Source organism: Micromonospora halophytica (assembly GCF_900090245.1).
In the GTDB taxonomy this organism is placed as follows: Bacteria; Actinomycetota; Actinomycetes; order Mycobacteriales; family Micromonosporaceae; genus Micromonospora; species Micromonospora halophytica.
Map to the genome: position 1 here is coordinate 114,187 of NZ_FMDN01000013.1, position 13,298 is coordinate 127,484.

The 13,298-nt window shown below is 73.1% G+C and carries 13 protein-coding genes; 6 read left to right on the plus strand and 7 right to left on the minus strand.

Going from position 1 to position 13,298, the window contains the following annotated elements; all coding sequences use genetic code 11:
• The first annotated feature begins 95 nt into the window (after nt 1–95).
• The 6 genes from GA0070560_RS17825 to GA0070560_RS17850 are packed head-to-tail and all read left to right on the plus strand — an operon-like array spanning nt 96 to nt 5,925.
• On the plus strand, nt 96–1,085 hold the full coding sequence (locus GA0070560_RS17825) for an NAD-dependent epimerase/dehydratase family protein (protein ID WP_091298746.1): 990 nt from the start codon (nt 96–98) through the stop codon (nt 1,083–1,085).
• Nucleotides 1,082–1,846 (plus strand): HAD family hydrolase, encoded by a 765-nt coding sequence (locus GA0070560_RS17830; protein ID WP_091298749.1) that lies wholly within the window; start codon nt 1,082–1,084, stop codon nt 1,844–1,846. The genes GA0070560_RS17825 and GA0070560_RS17830 overlap by 4 nt, the downstream gene beginning before the upstream one ends.
• Nucleotides 1,843–2,994, plus strand: coding sequence for a hypothetical protein (locus GA0070560_RS17835; RefSeq protein ID WP_091298752.1), 1,152 nt, complete (start codon nt 1,843–1,845; stop codon nt 2,992–2,994). The genes GA0070560_RS17830 and GA0070560_RS17835 overlap by 4 nt, the downstream gene beginning before the upstream one ends.
• On the plus strand, nt 2,991–3,725 hold the full coding sequence (locus GA0070560_RS17840; protein WP_091298753.1) for an SDR family oxidoreductase: 735 nt from the start codon (nt 2,991–2,993) through the stop codon (nt 3,723–3,725). The genes GA0070560_RS17835 and GA0070560_RS17840 overlap by 4 nt, the downstream gene beginning before the upstream one ends.
• Nucleotides 3,722–4,666, plus strand: coding sequence for an ACP S-malonyltransferase (locus GA0070560_RS17845; RefSeq protein ID WP_091298756.1), 945 nt, complete (start codon nt 3,722–3,724; stop codon nt 4,664–4,666). Before GA0070560_RS17840 ends, GA0070560_RS17845 begins: the two co-directional genes overlap by 4 nt.
• The gene (locus tag GA0070560_RS17850; protein WP_091298759.1) at nt 4,663–5,925 is read left to right on the plus strand and encodes a glycosyltransferase; all 1,263 of its coding nucleotides are present in this window, start codon (nt 4,663–4,665) and stop codon (nt 5,923–5,925) included. The genes GA0070560_RS17845 and GA0070560_RS17850 overlap by 4 nt, the downstream gene beginning before the upstream one ends.
• A gap of 49 nt (nt 5,926–5,974) precedes the next feature.
• Here the strand turns inward: GA0070560_RS17850 and GA0070560_RS17855 are convergent, their stop codons facing one another.
• Genes GA0070560_RS17855 through GA0070560_RS17885 form a run of 7 tightly spaced genes read right to left on the minus strand, consistent with a single transcriptional unit; the run spans nt 5,975 to nt 13,285 of the window.
• Nucleotides 5,975–7,354 carry a class I adenylate-forming enzyme family protein gene (locus tag GA0070560_RS17855; RefSeq protein ID WP_091298762.1) on the minus strand — a complete coding sequence of 460 codons (1,380 nt, stop codon included), beginning with the start codon at nt 7,352–7,354 and terminating at the stop codon, nt 5,975–5,977.
• Complete coding sequence (locus GA0070560_RS17860; RefSeq protein WP_091298764.1) at nt 7,351–8,256, minus strand: beta-ketoacyl synthase N-terminal-like domain-containing protein; 906 nt, start codon at nt 8,254–8,256, stop codon at nt 7,351–7,353. Before GA0070560_RS17860 ends, GA0070560_RS17855 begins: the two co-directional genes overlap by 4 nt.
• Nucleotides 8,253–9,641, minus strand: a complete 1,389-nt coding sequence (locus GA0070560_RS17865; protein WP_091298767.1) for a beta-ketoacyl synthase N-terminal-like domain-containing protein — start codon at nt 9,639–9,641, stop codon at nt 8,253–8,255. The genes GA0070560_RS17860 and GA0070560_RS17865 overlap by 4 nt, the downstream gene beginning before the upstream one ends.
• Nucleotides 9,634–10,872 carry an aspartate aminotransferase family protein gene (locus GA0070560_RS17870; RefSeq protein WP_091298770.1) on the minus strand — a complete coding sequence of 413 codons (1,239 nt, stop codon included), beginning with the start codon at nt 10,870–10,872 and terminating at the stop codon, nt 9,634–9,636. Before GA0070560_RS17870 ends, GA0070560_RS17865 begins: the two co-directional genes overlap by 8 nt.
• The gene (locus tag GA0070560_RS17875) at nt 10,869–11,918 is read right to left on the minus strand and encodes a hypothetical protein (protein ID WP_139131517.1); all 1,050 of its coding nucleotides are present in this window, start codon (nt 11,916–11,918) and stop codon (nt 10,869–10,871) included. Before GA0070560_RS17875 ends, GA0070560_RS17870 begins: the two co-directional genes overlap by 4 nt.
• Nucleotides 11,911–12,162: an acyl carrier protein gene (locus GA0070560_RS17880; RefSeq protein WP_091298776.1), complete on the minus strand. Its 252-nt coding sequence runs from the start codon at nt 12,160–12,162 to the stop codon at nt 11,911–11,913. Before GA0070560_RS17880 ends, GA0070560_RS17875 begins: the two co-directional genes overlap by 8 nt.
• Before the next feature lies 1 nt (nt 12,163).
• Nucleotides 12,164–13,285, minus strand: a complete 1,122-nt coding sequence (locus GA0070560_RS17885; protein WP_091298780.1) for a 3-dehydroquinate synthase II domain-containing protein — start codon at nt 13,283–13,285, stop codon at nt 12,164–12,166.
• Between the last annotated feature and the right edge of the window lie 13 nt (nt 13,286–13,298).

The window sequence follows — 13,298 nt, forward strand, 5'->3', positions numbered from 1 at the left end:
TGATCCCCGGTCCGACCGCACCGAACCGAATCCGCACCGGAGCCGCACACCTCGTCGACCAACCTCACGTGACCATGTGACCTGAAGGGTTCTCCATGACCAGACGTGCACTTGTCACCGGAGCCGGCGGCTTCATCGGCAGCCACCTCGTGACCTACCTGCGGAGCCGGGGCTGGTGGGTTCGCGGCGCCGACCTCAAACGGCCGGAGTTCGGCGACTCGGCGGCGGACGACTTCGTCCTCGGCGACCTACGGGAGCCGGACGTCTGCCGGCGGGCGTGCGAGGGCGTCACCGAGGTGTACGCGTTGGCAGCCGACATGGGCGGCATGGGCTTCATCTCGAAGGACCCGGCCACGATCCTGCGCAACAACGCGCTGATCAACCTGCACACGATCGAGGCCGCCCGGCTGGCCGGCGCGACGCGCTACTTCCTCGCCTCGTCCGCGTGCATCTATCCGGAGTACGCGCAGACGACGCCGGACCTGCGGCCGCTCCGCGAATCCGACGCCTTTCCCGCCGGGCCTCAGGACTCCTACGGATGGGAGAAGCTGATGGCGGAGCGGCTCTGCGTCTACTACGCGGACCAGTACAGCCTGGACGTACGGATCGCGCGCTACCACAACGTCTACGGCCCGTACGGCACCTACGACGGCGGCCGTGAGAAGGCGCCCGCGGCGCTGTGCCGCAAGGTCGCCGAGGCGCCTCCCGGCGCGGACGTGGAGATCTGGGGCGACGGTCGGCAGACCCGGTCGTTCTGTTTCATCGACGACTGCGTCGAGGGCACGTACCGCCTCATGCGCAGCGACCACGCCGAACCGGTGAACATCGGCTCGGATCGCCTGGTGACCATCGACGAGCTGGCCGCGCTGGTGATGGCCGCCGCCGGCCGCGACGACCTGCGGCTGCGCCACGTCGCCGGCCCGCAGGGGGTGCGCGGGCGCAACTCCGACAACACACTGGTACGCGAGGTCCTCGGGTGGGCCCCCGGGATCCCGCTCGAGGACGGCCTGCGCGTCACGTACCGCTGGATCGCCGAGCAGGTGACGGCCCGGCACGGCGAACCGGCGCAGACGGCCCCCGCATGACCGCACCCGGCTTCGTGTTGTTCGACCTCGACGGCACGCTCATCCGGCCCGGCGCCCGGATCCAGCGCCGGCACATGTCCGCGATGGCCGCCGCCATCGCCGACGTCTGCGGAACGGCCGAGGAGTTCCGCTACGCGGGCGGCCAGCTCTGGTACGCCGACATCGACCTCGCGGGTTTCACCGACGCCGGCACGGTGTGCGCGGCCCTCCGTCATCACGGGATCGGGGCGGCTCGGGTGCGGCACCTCACCCGGCAGGTCATGGCCGCCCTCGATGCGCGCCTGGGCCAGGACCCGGAGCAGATCGGCAACCAGGCGGGGGACCTGCTTCCCGGCTGCCGCGCGCTGCTGGAGGCGCTGCGCGGGCACGGCTGCCCCCTGGGCATGAGCACCGGCAACGCCCGGTCGGTGGCCCGGTGGAAGATGCGCCGTACCGGCCTGGCGGACCTGCTGTACGACGGCGGCTTCGGCGACACCGCGCGGGACCGCGACGACGTCGTGGCGGCGGGGGTGGCCGCGCTGGGCGCACCGGGCAACGGCGTCGTGATCGGCGACACCGCCAAGGACGTCACCGCGGCGCACGCGGCCGGCCTGCGCTGCCTCGCGGTCACCACCGGGGCGACCTCGCCGGAGGACCTGCACGCGGCCGGGGCGGACTCGGTCGTCACCGACCTGACCGGTGGCCGCGCGTTGGACGCGGTGCTCCGGCTGCTCGCCAATCCGACGGGCTTCCCGAGGCCACGAAAGGTCTGCCACCTATGAGCGAGACACTCCCCCGCGTCGACGTCGTGATGACGACCATCGGTGACGGCGCCGCGTTCCTGTCGGCCTACCGCACACTGTTGGGCCGCATCGACGCGTCCGACCGCGTGCGAATCGTCATCATCCCGGACCGCAAGACGCCGGCCAGCCTGTTCGAGACCGTCGAGCAGGCACGGCGATCCGGCCTCGACGTGGTCTGCCCGACGGTCGCCGAGCAGGACGCGATGCTGGCCGCGCTGGGCGCGCCCACCCTCGTTCCCTACGACTCCGACAACCGGCGCAACATCGGCTACCTGATGTCCTGGCAGTCCGACGCCGACTTCCTCATCTCGGTCGACGACGACAACTTCCCCGTGGACGACCAGTTCTTCGCCGCGCACGCCGTGGTCGCCGCGGGTCCCCGTCCCGCACGGGTCGTCTCCGCCGACTCCGGCTGGTGGAATCCGTGCGACCAGCTCGCGGTCGAGCCGATGCCGGTGTACCCGCGCGGCTTCCCCTACGCGCACCGCACGCCCACCCCGACCACGGAGCGCACCGAGACCGTCGACGTGCGGATCAACGCCGGACTGTGGCTCGGCGATCCCGACGTCGACGCGATCACCCGGATCGCCGTGCGACCGGACGTGACCGCGATGCCGGCCCCGGCCGTGGTCTTCGACACGGACACCTGGGCGCCGGTGAACTCGCAGAACACCGCCGTGCACCGGGACGCCCTGCCGGCCTACTACTTCCCCCGGATGGGCTACCGGCACCACGGCCAGGAGATCGACCGGTACGCCGACATCTTCAGCGGCTACTTCGTCCAGGCGTGCGCGAAACATCTCGGTCACGCCGTACGCTTCGGCGACCCTCTGGCCATGCACGCCCGCAACGAGCACCTGCTCCTGCGCGACCTCCAGCAGGAGCTGACCGCGATCGCGCTGCTGGAGGACGTCCTCGCCTGGCTGCCCGGCTGCAAGCTCGACGGCGACACCTACACCGAGGCGTACCTGTCGCTGTCGTACCAGCTCCAGGATGCCGTGGAAGGGATGTCCGGCCGGTTGTGGACCCACGAGCTGCGAGGTTTCGTCCACCAGATGGCCCACCTGATGCGGCAGTGGATCGGTGTGCTCCAGCGCTGCCAGGGCACCGGTCCGGCGCCGGCATGACGCGCCGTACCGTACTCGTGACCGGCGCGACCGGGGCCATCGGTCAGGCGGTCGCCGCAGCCTTGGCCGACGCGGACACGTCCCTGGTGCTGCACTACCACCGCGACGCCGAGACGGCTGCGCGGCTCACGGACGAGCTGGCGCCGCGCGCCGCCGCTGTCACCACGGTCCGCGCCGACGTCGGCTCCGCGGCCGGGCTCGCCACACTCCTGGCGGCTGCGCGGCGGGCCGGGCCGGTGGACGTGCTCGTCAGCAACGCGGCGACGCTGCGCCCCGCCGCCGTGTCGCGGCTGCGCGACGAGGACTGGTCCGCGAGCCTGGCGGTCAACCTGACGGCGGCGATGACGCTCATCCGAGGGGTGGCGCCCGACATGACCAGCCGGGGCTACGGCCGGATCGTGGTCACCACCTCCGTGGCCGGGCTGCGGGGTTGGCCGTTCCAGGCCGCGTACGCCAGCGCCAAGGCCGGCCTGGTGGGTCTGGTCAAGTCGGTGGCCCGGGAGACCGCGCGGTTCGGGGTGACGGCGAACGCGGTGGCCCCCGGCTACGTCCCGTCGGCGATGAGCACCCAGGGTGGCGAACGGGCGCGCGAGGCGATCCTGGCCCAGACACCGATGGGGCGGGTCGGTACGCCCGCCGAGGTGGCGGCGGCGGTGGCGTTCCTGGCCTCGCCCGCAGCCTCGTACATCACCGGCCAGGTCCTGGCGGTCGACGGAGGGATGAGCGCATGAGGTCGCCCCGGTATGCCCTGCTCTTCCCGGGACAGGGCGCGCAGTTCCCCGGCATGGCCGAGCGGTTCCACGACAGGTCGCCGACGGTGCGCGACCTGTTCGACACGGCCGAGCGGCAGACCGGCCTGCCGCTGCGCCAGATCTGTTTCCACACCGACCGGATCGACCAGGCGCGTACGGACTGGAATCAGCCGGCGGTGTTCCTGGCCGGGCTCGCCGGTTGGTACGCGCTGACCGAGGAGTGGGAGCGCCGCGGCGTGACCAACCCACCGGTCTGCGTGGCCGGGCACAGCCTCGGTCATTTCACCGCCCTGGCCGCGGCCGGTGCGCTGTCCACGCCCGACGCTCTCGAACTGGTCCGCCGCCGGGGTGAGCTGATGCACGCGGCGAGCCTCGCCTCGGGGGGCGCGATGGCCACCCTGGTCGGGCTGGCCGAGTCGACCGTCGCCCGCCTCGTTCGGGAAGCCGACGACCGGGCCGTGTCGGTGGCCGCCGTGAACGGTCCCGACCAGGTGGTGGTCTCCGGCGCGGACAGCGCCGTCGAGAAGGTGATGGACCGCGCGCTGCACGCGGGCGCCGAGCGGGTCGTCCGGCTCGCCATCGCCCTCGCCGCGCACTCACCGTTGATGGCCTCGGCCGCCGCGCAGTTCGCGCCGTTGGTGTCCGCCGCCGCCCTGCGCGAACCCCGGACGCCGGTGCTGCTCAACACCACCGGCCACGCCAGCCGCGACGTCGCGGAGATCCGGGCCGACCTGCACCGGCACATGCTGGCTCCGGTGCAGTGGTGGCGGTGCCTGCAGACCGCCCGGGACGCCGGCGTCGAGCTGCTGGTCGACGGAGGACCTGGCCGCACGCTGAGCAAGGTCATGCGCCGGGATCTACCGGCCGGCGCCGTGCATTCGCTGGATCATCCCCGTGGAGCGGAGGCGTTGCTGCCATGAGCCCCAGAGTTCTCTTCTGCCCCTGGTCGGCCGGGGGCGGCGCCGGGTACACCGGGCGGGCACTGGCCGCCGCGGCACGCCTGGACGGGCGCTTCGAGTGCGCCTTCGGCCCGTCCGGAGTGGCCCGGATGGTCGCCGAGGGCGGCCACCGGATGATCGGCGAACCGGCCGGCGACACCGCGCCGGAGGTCGTGCCCGCGTTCCTGCCGTTCGCCAACGTCGAGCGGGTCTTCGCGGTCACCGCGCGCTACTACCGTCCGCGTGTGCTCTCCGAGCACCTGCGGCGCGACCTGGCCGCGATCGACGAGTACCGGCCGGACATCGTGGTCACCGACATGCAGCCGACGGCGGTGCTGGCCGCGCGGCTGCGCGGGCTGCCACTGGTGTCGATCGCCGACACCGACTTCCTCGACCCGTCTCCGAACTCGTGGATGCCGTGGAGCTGCGCCCCACCGACGGCCCTGCTGCCGCATCCCAGCGCCCTGGACGCCATCAACAGCGTCGCCACCGGGCTGGGGCTGGACCCGATCGGGAGTGTCCCCGAGCTGTTGTGGGGTGACCTGACGGTGGTGCCGAGTTCGCCGTTGGTGGAGGCGCCACCCCCGGCGCCGCCGGGACGTGCTGGCCCGGTCTACGTCGGCCCGCTCTACTGGGACCCGCCCGGAGCGCCGTACCTGCCTCGCGCGGCTGCCGGTACCCGGCGGGTGTACGTCTCCATCGGCAGCGGCGGTATGGTCACCGACACGGCACTGCGCGAGGTGCTGGCCGCCTGCGACCGTCCCGACCTGTCGGTCTTCCTCTCGGCCGGCTTCCAGCGGCGGGACTGGCTGGCCCGCCACTCGAACGTCGAGCTCGGTGGCTTCACCGGGATCACCGGACCCATCACCTGGGCGGATCTGATGGTCAACCACGGCGGCTACTCCACGGTGATCGCCGGCCTGCTGCACGGCACCCCGCAGGTGGTCCTGCCGTTCATGTCCGAACAGGAGGCCAACGGGCGGCTGTTCCTGGCCGACCACGGAGCGGGCCTGGTGGCGCGGACGACCCGGGTGGAGCAGGACGGCCGGATCCGGTACGTCAACCGGCACTCCGGGGACACCGACGACCCGGTGGTGCCGGCGGCCGACCTGCGGCTGACGATCCAGGAGGCCCTCGACGACCCGACGCTGGCGCAGCGGGCCGACTACGCTCGCGACAGCCTGACCCGGCTCCGCGCCGACGCCGATCTGGCGGAGCTGTTCGCCACGCTGCTGCGCTGACGGAGCGCGCCTGCTCGGCGACGAGCGGGGCTGCCCGCCGGCCGGCCGGTCAGCGCCACGTCCCGTCGGCCAGCCCGCGCAGCAGTTCGGAGCGGAGCAGCTTGCCGTTCGGGTTGCGGGGCAGCCGGTCGACGACCACGATCCGGGTCGGCACCTTGTACGGTGCCAGCCGTCCGCGCAGGAACGAGACGAGCGAGCGGTGGTCCAGCTCGTGCCCGGTCTCCACGAACGCCACGACCTCCTGGTCCCCCACGGCGCCCGGCGCACCCACGACCGCGCACTCCCGTACGGCGGGGAACAGCCGCAGCGCTTCCTCCACCTCGACGGTCGAGACCTTGTTGCCGGCCACGTTGAGCGTGCCGCCGCGGCGTCCGAGCAGGTAGAGCCGGCCGTCGGTGTCGAGCCGGCCGATGTCGCCGGTGGAGGTCGGGCCGTCCGGCGCACCGACGGTGACGCCCGTCGACGGTCCGCCGGTGTGCACCCGGGTCGCCGGGCCGGCGCAGCGTACGACGACGTCACCGGGGCCGGGGGCGGGATCGACGCCGAGGGTGACCCCGGCGAGTGGCCGCCCCACCGAGCCGGGCACCGACTCGGTGTCGAGCGTCAGCATCCCGTGCTCCGAGGTGCCGTAGTGCTCGCCGATGGGCCAGCCGACCGTCGCCGTCCAGCGCTGCCGGTCTTCAGGCGGCAGCGGCGCGCCCGCCGAGACACACAGCCGGGGCCGCTGTCGGGTGCTGAGTCCGGCGGAGAACCACCGGTACAGCAGCGGTACGGAGAGCAGCACCGCCACCCGGCGTCGGTCGAGGGCGGCGGCCACGGTACGGGGACCGGGCTGCCGGTCCAGGGCCACGTAGGTGGCGCCGGCGGTCAGCGTCGTGACGATGCCACCGCAGAGGGCGTAGCTGTGGTGCGGCGGCGTGGTGCAGGCGAGAGTCTCGCCCTCGGACAGTTCCAGCGCTTCGGCGAACGCGCGGGAGTTGGCGGTCACGGCCGCCCAGGGTCGCTCCACGCATTTCGGCCAGCCCTCGCTGCCGGAGGTGGACAGCCCCAGGCCGGCGGGGCTGCCCGGCTCGGGCGTGCCGCCCTGCTCGGGACGGTGCGGCGCCCGGACCGGCTCTGCGTCCAGGGGCAGGATGTGGTCGGCGCGGAACAGCGCAGCCGCGCGGGTGCGTTCGGCCTCGCTGGCCTTCGGGTCGCCGACCAGCAACGGCACATCCGCGATCGTGGCGGCCGTGACCGCCTCGGCGACCCGGGCGGCACACCGCGCGAGGACGGCCGGTCGGCCGCCCAGGCGCGACGCGAGTCGCTCCGCCCTTCGCATCAGCTCGGCATAGGTGAGGATCTCCTCGGCGGTGACGACCGCTGGCCGGCCGGGATGGCGGCGGGCGACCTCGGCCAGCGCGTCCACGAACCAGGGCGCGTCGCTCATCGCAGCAGCACCACGTCCCACGTGCGGGCCCGGCCGGCCACCACGATGACCGCGCCGGGGGGTTCGTCGCCCGGCGGACCGACGGCCTCGGCCAGGGCTCTGATCGGGCCGACCGCCGGCGAGGAAGCACCGCCGACCCAGGTCCGGACCCGGGGCAGGGTCACCGCGAAGTCGGCCCTGGCGGCGTGCTGATCGGCGACGGTGCCGCCACACAACCGAGCATCGGAGACGGCGTCCGGCGCGACCCCGGCGGCGTCCAGCACGTCGTGCAGGTCCCGGCTGTTCGTCACCCCCCGAGCGACGAAGAGCCGGCGGCCGGCTCCGTCGGCCTCCCGGCCGAGCAACACCGCCGCCACCTCGCCGAACTCGGCGTGATGCGGCACCGCGAGCCGATCCAGCGCCGCGTCGGCGAACGGGGTCAACGCCTCGTAGCCGCCCACCACGACCGTCTCGGCCTGACCGGTCGTCAGCCGCCGGACGGCGTGGCCGAGGGCCTGTGTCCCGCCGTCGCGCCCGAGCAGCGTGGTCGCCGCGCCGCCCAGCCCGTGCGCCATCGCCGCGGCGGAGACCAGCGAGTGCGGCGAATAGTAGACGAACATCTCCGGCGCCAACCACCTCGGGCCGGCGAGGTCGAGCTGCTCGTGCATGACCTCGCCGACCCGCGCCATGCCGTACAGGGTGCCCACCGCCATCTCGGTGTCCCGGCGAGCGGCCTCGTCCAGCCCTGCCGCCTTGACGACCCGACCGACGACGTCGGTGAACCGGTCGACCACGATGCGAGCGAACGCGGGCTCGGCGGGCCAGCCGTCGCGCCCCCGCCGCCGGTTCGCCGTCGCCTCGTCGAGGTCGAATCGATCGCTGCCACCGGCGGCCAACCACGCCGTGGAGATCGTGGCCGTCATGCCCGCTCCCACACCAGGGCGGTGTTGACGCCGCCGAGGCCGCAGGAGACGGAGATGGCCGACCGGGCGTCGGCGACCTCACGTTGCTCTGTCACGATGTCGTAGCCCTCCCACTCCGGATCGAGCGGTTCCGCCCCGGTCGTCGCGGTCAGCGTCCCGTGCCGCAGCGACAGCAGACAGGCCAGCGACTCGATGATCCCCGCCGCGCCCTGGCAGTGCCAGAGCAGGCCCTTGACGCTGTTGATCGGCAGCGTGCGCACGCGGTCCCCGAAGACGTCCGCCAGCGCCCGCATCTCGGCGACGTCGCCGAGCTTCGTGCCGGGGCCGTGGGCGTTGACGAACGAGACGTCCGACGGCGTCAGCGCCGCGGCGGCCAGCGCCCGGCGCAGCGCCAGCTCGATCCCGGCGGACTCGGGCGCCGCCATGTGGGTCGTCCAGCTGCTCGCCCCGTACCCGGCGAGACGGCCGAGGACGGTGTCGCCCGCCTCCGGGGTCGGGCGCCGCAGCAGGCAGGCCGCGGCGGCCTCGGACAGGGCGATGCCACGCCGGTTCGCGTGGAACGGCCGGCAGCCGTCCACCCCGAGCGTTCGCAGCGCCGCCAGCCCGTGAAAGGCCGATCGGGACACCGTGTCGGCGCCGACGACGAGCACCTCCTCGGCCTCGTCGGCGAGGAGCAGGTCCCGCGCGTAACCCAGCGCCACGGCACCGGAGGCGGAGGCGCTTCCGACGGTGGCCGCCGCACCGAGACCGAGCTGTTCCGCAGCCCGATCGGCGATCCAGCCGGCCAGCGCCGCCGCGTCGTCGCCCTGCGCCCGCAGCGCGTGCCCCAGGGCGTTGCCGCCGGTGTCGGTGGTCCCGACGACGAGTGTGACACCGCTGCGCCGGTCCGGATGCCGGCCGCTGAGACACTCCTGCGCCGCGACGAGGACCAGCTCCAGCAGACGGTCGGGCGCCACCACGTCGGCAGGGGACGCGCCGGGCACCGCGCCGAGGCGGTGCCCGCGGGCGGGCTCGTACGGCATGGGCAGCCGGTACGCCCGTTCGGACAGCAGGCCCGCCCAGAGTGCCGGCACGCCACGGCCGGCGGGTCCGACCGCGCCCATGCCGACCACGTCGAGTCGGCCGTCGTCCCGGCCGGCCGGTGCGACAGCCGCGTCGGCGAGGGACGCCAGTGAGGCGGCGGGATCGAGCACGGCGTCGTCCGGGACCGTCAGATCCCACCGCTGGTTCAGCTCGGCGGCGATGGTGATCAGGGTGACGGAGTCGATTCCGAGCACGGCCACCGGCTCGTGCTCGCCGAGTTCGTCGACCTCGGTTCGGGTGCGTTGCCGGGCAAGCAGCTCGCGGATCCGGTCGACGACCTCTCGCCGGCGCGACTCAGCCATGGGCGGCCCTCTCGGCGGCACGGAAGCCCGCTGCGGTCGCCTCCAGCGCGGCGTCGACGTCGTCGTCGGTCATCGCTGCCGACACGTACCAGTGGTGGTTGGGATGCAGCAGCAGACCGCGACGGGTGGTCTCGGTGTAGAACGCGTCGTGCGCGCGGGTCCGCGTCGCCTCGTCGGGGTCGGTGAACCGCAGGAACGGCATCTGGGGCACCCCGAGCACCCGTCCCGGCACCCCGTGCCCGGCGAGTTGGTCACGCAGACCCGCCTGGAGCCGCTCGCCGAGACGCTCGACGTGGGTGAGGAGACGACCGTCGCGGAGCTGGTTGATGGTCGCCACCGCGGCTGCCATCTCGGCGCCGTTGACGTGGAACGTGGAACTGATGTGCACCTCGCCCACGGCCCGCATGACCTCCTCGCGACCGACCAGGGCGGCGATGGGGTAGCCGTTCGCCATGGCCTTGCTGAAGGTCACCAGGTCGGCCCGGACGTCGTAGCGCTCCTGCGCCCCACCCGGCGCCATCCGGAAACCGGAACGCATCTCGTCGAGCACGAAGAGCGCACCGTGCTCCCGGGCCAGCTCCGCCGCGCCGGCCAGGAATCCCGGCGCGGGCGGCTCCACCTCGAACGGCATCATCAGCAGACACGCCGTCTGACCGGGATGCTTCTCGAACACCCGCCGCAGGCTGTCCAGGTCGTTGTAGTCGAAGGTGTCCACCACGGCCTGGGCCTCGGGGGGCACCCCGCCCGGTCTGGTGGCGCACCAGTCGTGCCAGCCGTTGTATCCCCACCGGATCACCCGGTCACGTCCGGTGTGCACGCGACTGAGCCGGACCGCGGCGCTGGTGGCGTCCGATCCGGTCTTGAGCAGGAACACCTTCTCCGCATGGGGGATCATCGCGGTGAGCAGCTCCGCGAGTTCGACCTGGACCCGCTTGCGCAGGGTGATGGCGAAGCCGTCGCGGATCTCCCGCACCACCGCCTCGGAGACCACCGGGTCGGCGTGACCCAGGATGATCGTGCCGTAGGCCAGGATGAGGTCGAGGTAGCGGTTACCGTCGACGTCCCAGACGTGGGCGCCGGATGCCCGCTCGCCGAACAGCGGGTACGCGCCGTCCACCAGACGGTCGCGCTGCAGGACGTAGCCCTCGTAGGCGAGGGTGGCGTCCACCGCCACCGCGCGCCGCCGCAGCGCCGCGGATTCGCTCAGGTCGAGTGGCGCGGCTCCGGTCATCGCGTGCTCTCCTCGCTCCGGGCCGGGGCGACCTGGTCGCCGTAGCACCACGCCTGGTTGCGCACGACCCGTCGCCAGACGCCGTCGTCATCCTGGTCCGGGTCGGCGGCGGGCGGCGGTTGCAGGCCGAGTTGCCGGTGCAGCTCGTCGCTGAGCCGGGTGAGCGCCGCCTCGCAGGCGGTGAAGGCGCCGAGCACCGGGTCGTAGACGGACGTGTCGTCGGCCTGCGCCCCGGCCCACCGGTGCGCCCCGATCAGGGCCTTGCCGAGCCGCTGCGCCGCCCGTGAGGCGGTCAGCAGCTCGTCGGCCAGCCCGGGGTGGGTCTGGCGGACGGCCGTGGCGATCAGGAACAGCGATGGCTGCACCGCGCCCAGTACCACCACGTGCAGGGCTCGGGCGGCGGAGCCGGTGAGGCCGTCGCGTCGCCACCGCCGCTCGATCGTGCGCAGCGCCGGCAGGTCCTCCCCCAGCGCGGTCGCGGTCGGCTCCAGCAGCGTGGCACGCAAGGTGGCGGCGTCATCCGGCACCGGTGTGACGTGCACGGTGGCGAACCGGCAGCAGCCACGCACCACCTCCGGTGTGACCGGGATCCACCGTCGGTACCCGTCGGACGGCGGCGCGTCGGTGTCCAGCACCTCGAGCACCCCGTCGGCGTGTGCGACCGCCAGGACCATGTGGTCGAGGAAGTGCTTGACCCCCTCGAACTCGTCGCCGGGCCAGTAGTAGCGGTCCGGCATCAGCACGCAGGGCGTGCCGGATTCGACCAACGCGACGAACTCGGCCCAGTGCTGCCGGCCGTCCACGGCGTTGCGCCAGTGCAGGTGTCCGTGCCGGAACGACGAGGACCTCCGCCGGTCACCGCGCAGGTCCAACGGCACCGCGAGGGCCTGCGCGATCTCCGGATTGGAGAGGCCCTGCGCCCGCAGCGCCGACTCGACGCAGCGCAGCAGACAGCTCAGGCCGTCCAGCGGACCGTCATCCCAGCCGAGGGAGAGTTCCGGGTCGAGCACCGGGGGGCGGCGGAGAGCCGCCGCACCGTCAACCATGGATCCGCGCGTCGATCGCCTTGGCCAGGTCGGCCACCGTGACGTACCGGGTCAGCTCGAAGTCCTCGTCGGCGAAGTCGGCGTCGTAGCGGCGCTCGAAGTGCGACATCAGGTATGCCATGTCGATCGAGTCGACCCCCAGGTCGAGCAGCCGGTCGTCGGCGCCGATCGAGTCGGCCGGGTTGCCCTGCCGTTGCAGCAGCAGCGACACGAGCTGGTTGAGGGTGCTGTCGCCGTCGGCCATGTCAGTTCTCCTTGATCGCTTCGCTGACCGGAATGCCGACGTGACGACCGGGTGCGGCGGCCATCGCCAGCATCCGGTCACCGACGGCGATGGAGGTGCAGTTGCGTACCGCGCCGTCGGCGTCGAACAGCCGTACGTGCCAGTCGTCCTGGACGATGGTGTTGATGGTGGAGTCGCCGAGCCGGCACTCGATCAGGCGCAGCGGGCGCATCTCGGACTTGATCCGGCCGACCAGCACCGGCCGGGCGCGCCCGGTGGTGGAGACGGCGAGCACCTGCTCACCCGCGCTGAGGTCGGTGATGTAGGCGGTTCGTCCGGCCGGGGTCCAGACGTAGGAGTGCACCGCGCCGGCGTTGACCCGGAACGGACGCAGGTTCATGTACGGCAGGTAGTGCACCTCGGCGCAGACCAGCAACCCGCCCGAGGAGGTCGAGCCGACGAGGATCCCCTCGTCCGGCTCGAACAGGTCGGCGGTGTCGACGCAGCCCCGCATGCCCATGCCGATGGAGCGGACGGCGGTCACCTCGGCGGCGACCAGGTCGAGCTGCTCGGTGCGGCGCTCCAGCAGCTCGCGGGAGAGCCTGGCCACCTCGCCGGCGTTGTCGACGCGCAGCAGCATCGCGTCCGGACCGTGTTGGAGTACGCCCCGGGTGACCATGGCGTCCACCGCGTTGTGCACCCGCTTGACGACCGTGGTGCGTCGTGACTGCGCCTCGGCCACGATGAGTTCCAGCGGGATGTTCGTCTCGTCGGCGAAGCTGACCAGGAGGACGTCGACCTGGCCCAGAGCCGCCACGGCCTCCTGCATCGTCTCGGCGTCGGTGACGTCGATCCAGCGGCCTCGGCGCCAACGGCCGCCGCCCGGGATCGCGGCCAGTGTCGCGGTGTCAGCCGCGATGACGGTCAGCGCCCGGGACGGGTCGAGTTTGTCGAGCTGAGCCGGCTCGGTGGCCAGCACCGCCACCTCCACCCGCTCGGGCAGCGCGGTCTCGGGCACCGCGTCCGGCGGCACCATGACGCCCCGGACGGGTGCCTGCACGACTGCGGCCACCATGTCGTGCAAGCCCTCGCGCAGGTGCGACAGGTCGCACCAGAGGGGGATCAGCGGATCGCTGTCAGACACGGTCGTGCCTCCT

Excerpts from the sequence above, each read along its gene's own strand:
- GA0070560_RS17825 (WP_091298746.1), top strand. The coding sequence starts at position 96 with ATGACCAGACGTGCACTTGTCACCGGAGCCGGCGGCTTCATCGGCAGC.
- GA0070560_RS17830 (WP_091298749.1), top strand. The coding sequence starts at position 1,082 with ATGACCGCACCCGGCTTCGTGTTGTTCGACCTCGACGGCACGCTCATC.
- GA0070560_RS17835 (WP_091298752.1), top strand. The coding sequence starts at position 1,843 with ATGAGCGAGACACTCCCCCGCGTCGACGTCGTGATGACGACCATCGGT.
- GA0070560_RS17840 (WP_091298753.1), top strand. The coding sequence starts at position 2,991 with ATGACGCGCCGTACCGTACTCGTGACCGGCGCGACCGGGGCCATCGGT.
- GA0070560_RS17845 (WP_091298756.1), top strand. The coding sequence starts at position 3,722 with ATGAGGTCGCCCCGGTATGCCCTGCTCTTCCCGGGACAGGGCGCGCAG.
- GA0070560_RS17850 (WP_091298759.1), top strand. The coding sequence starts at position 4,663 with ATGAGCCCCAGAGTTCTCTTCTGCCCCTGGTCGGCCGGGGGCGGCGCC.
- GA0070560_RS17855 (WP_091298762.1), bottom strand. The coding sequence starts at position 7,354 with ATGAGCGACGCGCCCTGGTTCGTGGACGCGCTGGCCGAGGTCGCCCGC.
- GA0070560_RS17860 (WP_091298764.1), bottom strand. The coding sequence starts at position 8,256 with ATGACGGCCACGATCTCCACGGCGTGGTTGGCCGCCGGTGGCAGCGAT.
- GA0070560_RS17865 (WP_091298767.1), bottom strand. The coding sequence starts at position 9,641 with ATGGCTGAGTCGCGCCGGCGAGAGGTCGTCGACCGGATCCGCGAGCTG.
- GA0070560_RS17870 (WP_091298770.1), bottom strand. The coding sequence starts at position 10,872 with ATGACCGGAGCCGCGCCACTCGACCTGAGCGAATCCGCGGCGCTGCGG.
- GA0070560_RS17875 (WP_139131517.1), bottom strand. The coding sequence starts at position 11,918 with ATGGTTGACGGTGCGGCGGCTCTCCGCCGCCCCCCGGTGCTCGACCCG.
- GA0070560_RS17880 (WP_091298776.1), bottom strand. The coding sequence starts at position 12,162 with ATGGCCGACGGCGACAGCACCCTCAACCAGCTCGTGTCGCTGCTGCTG.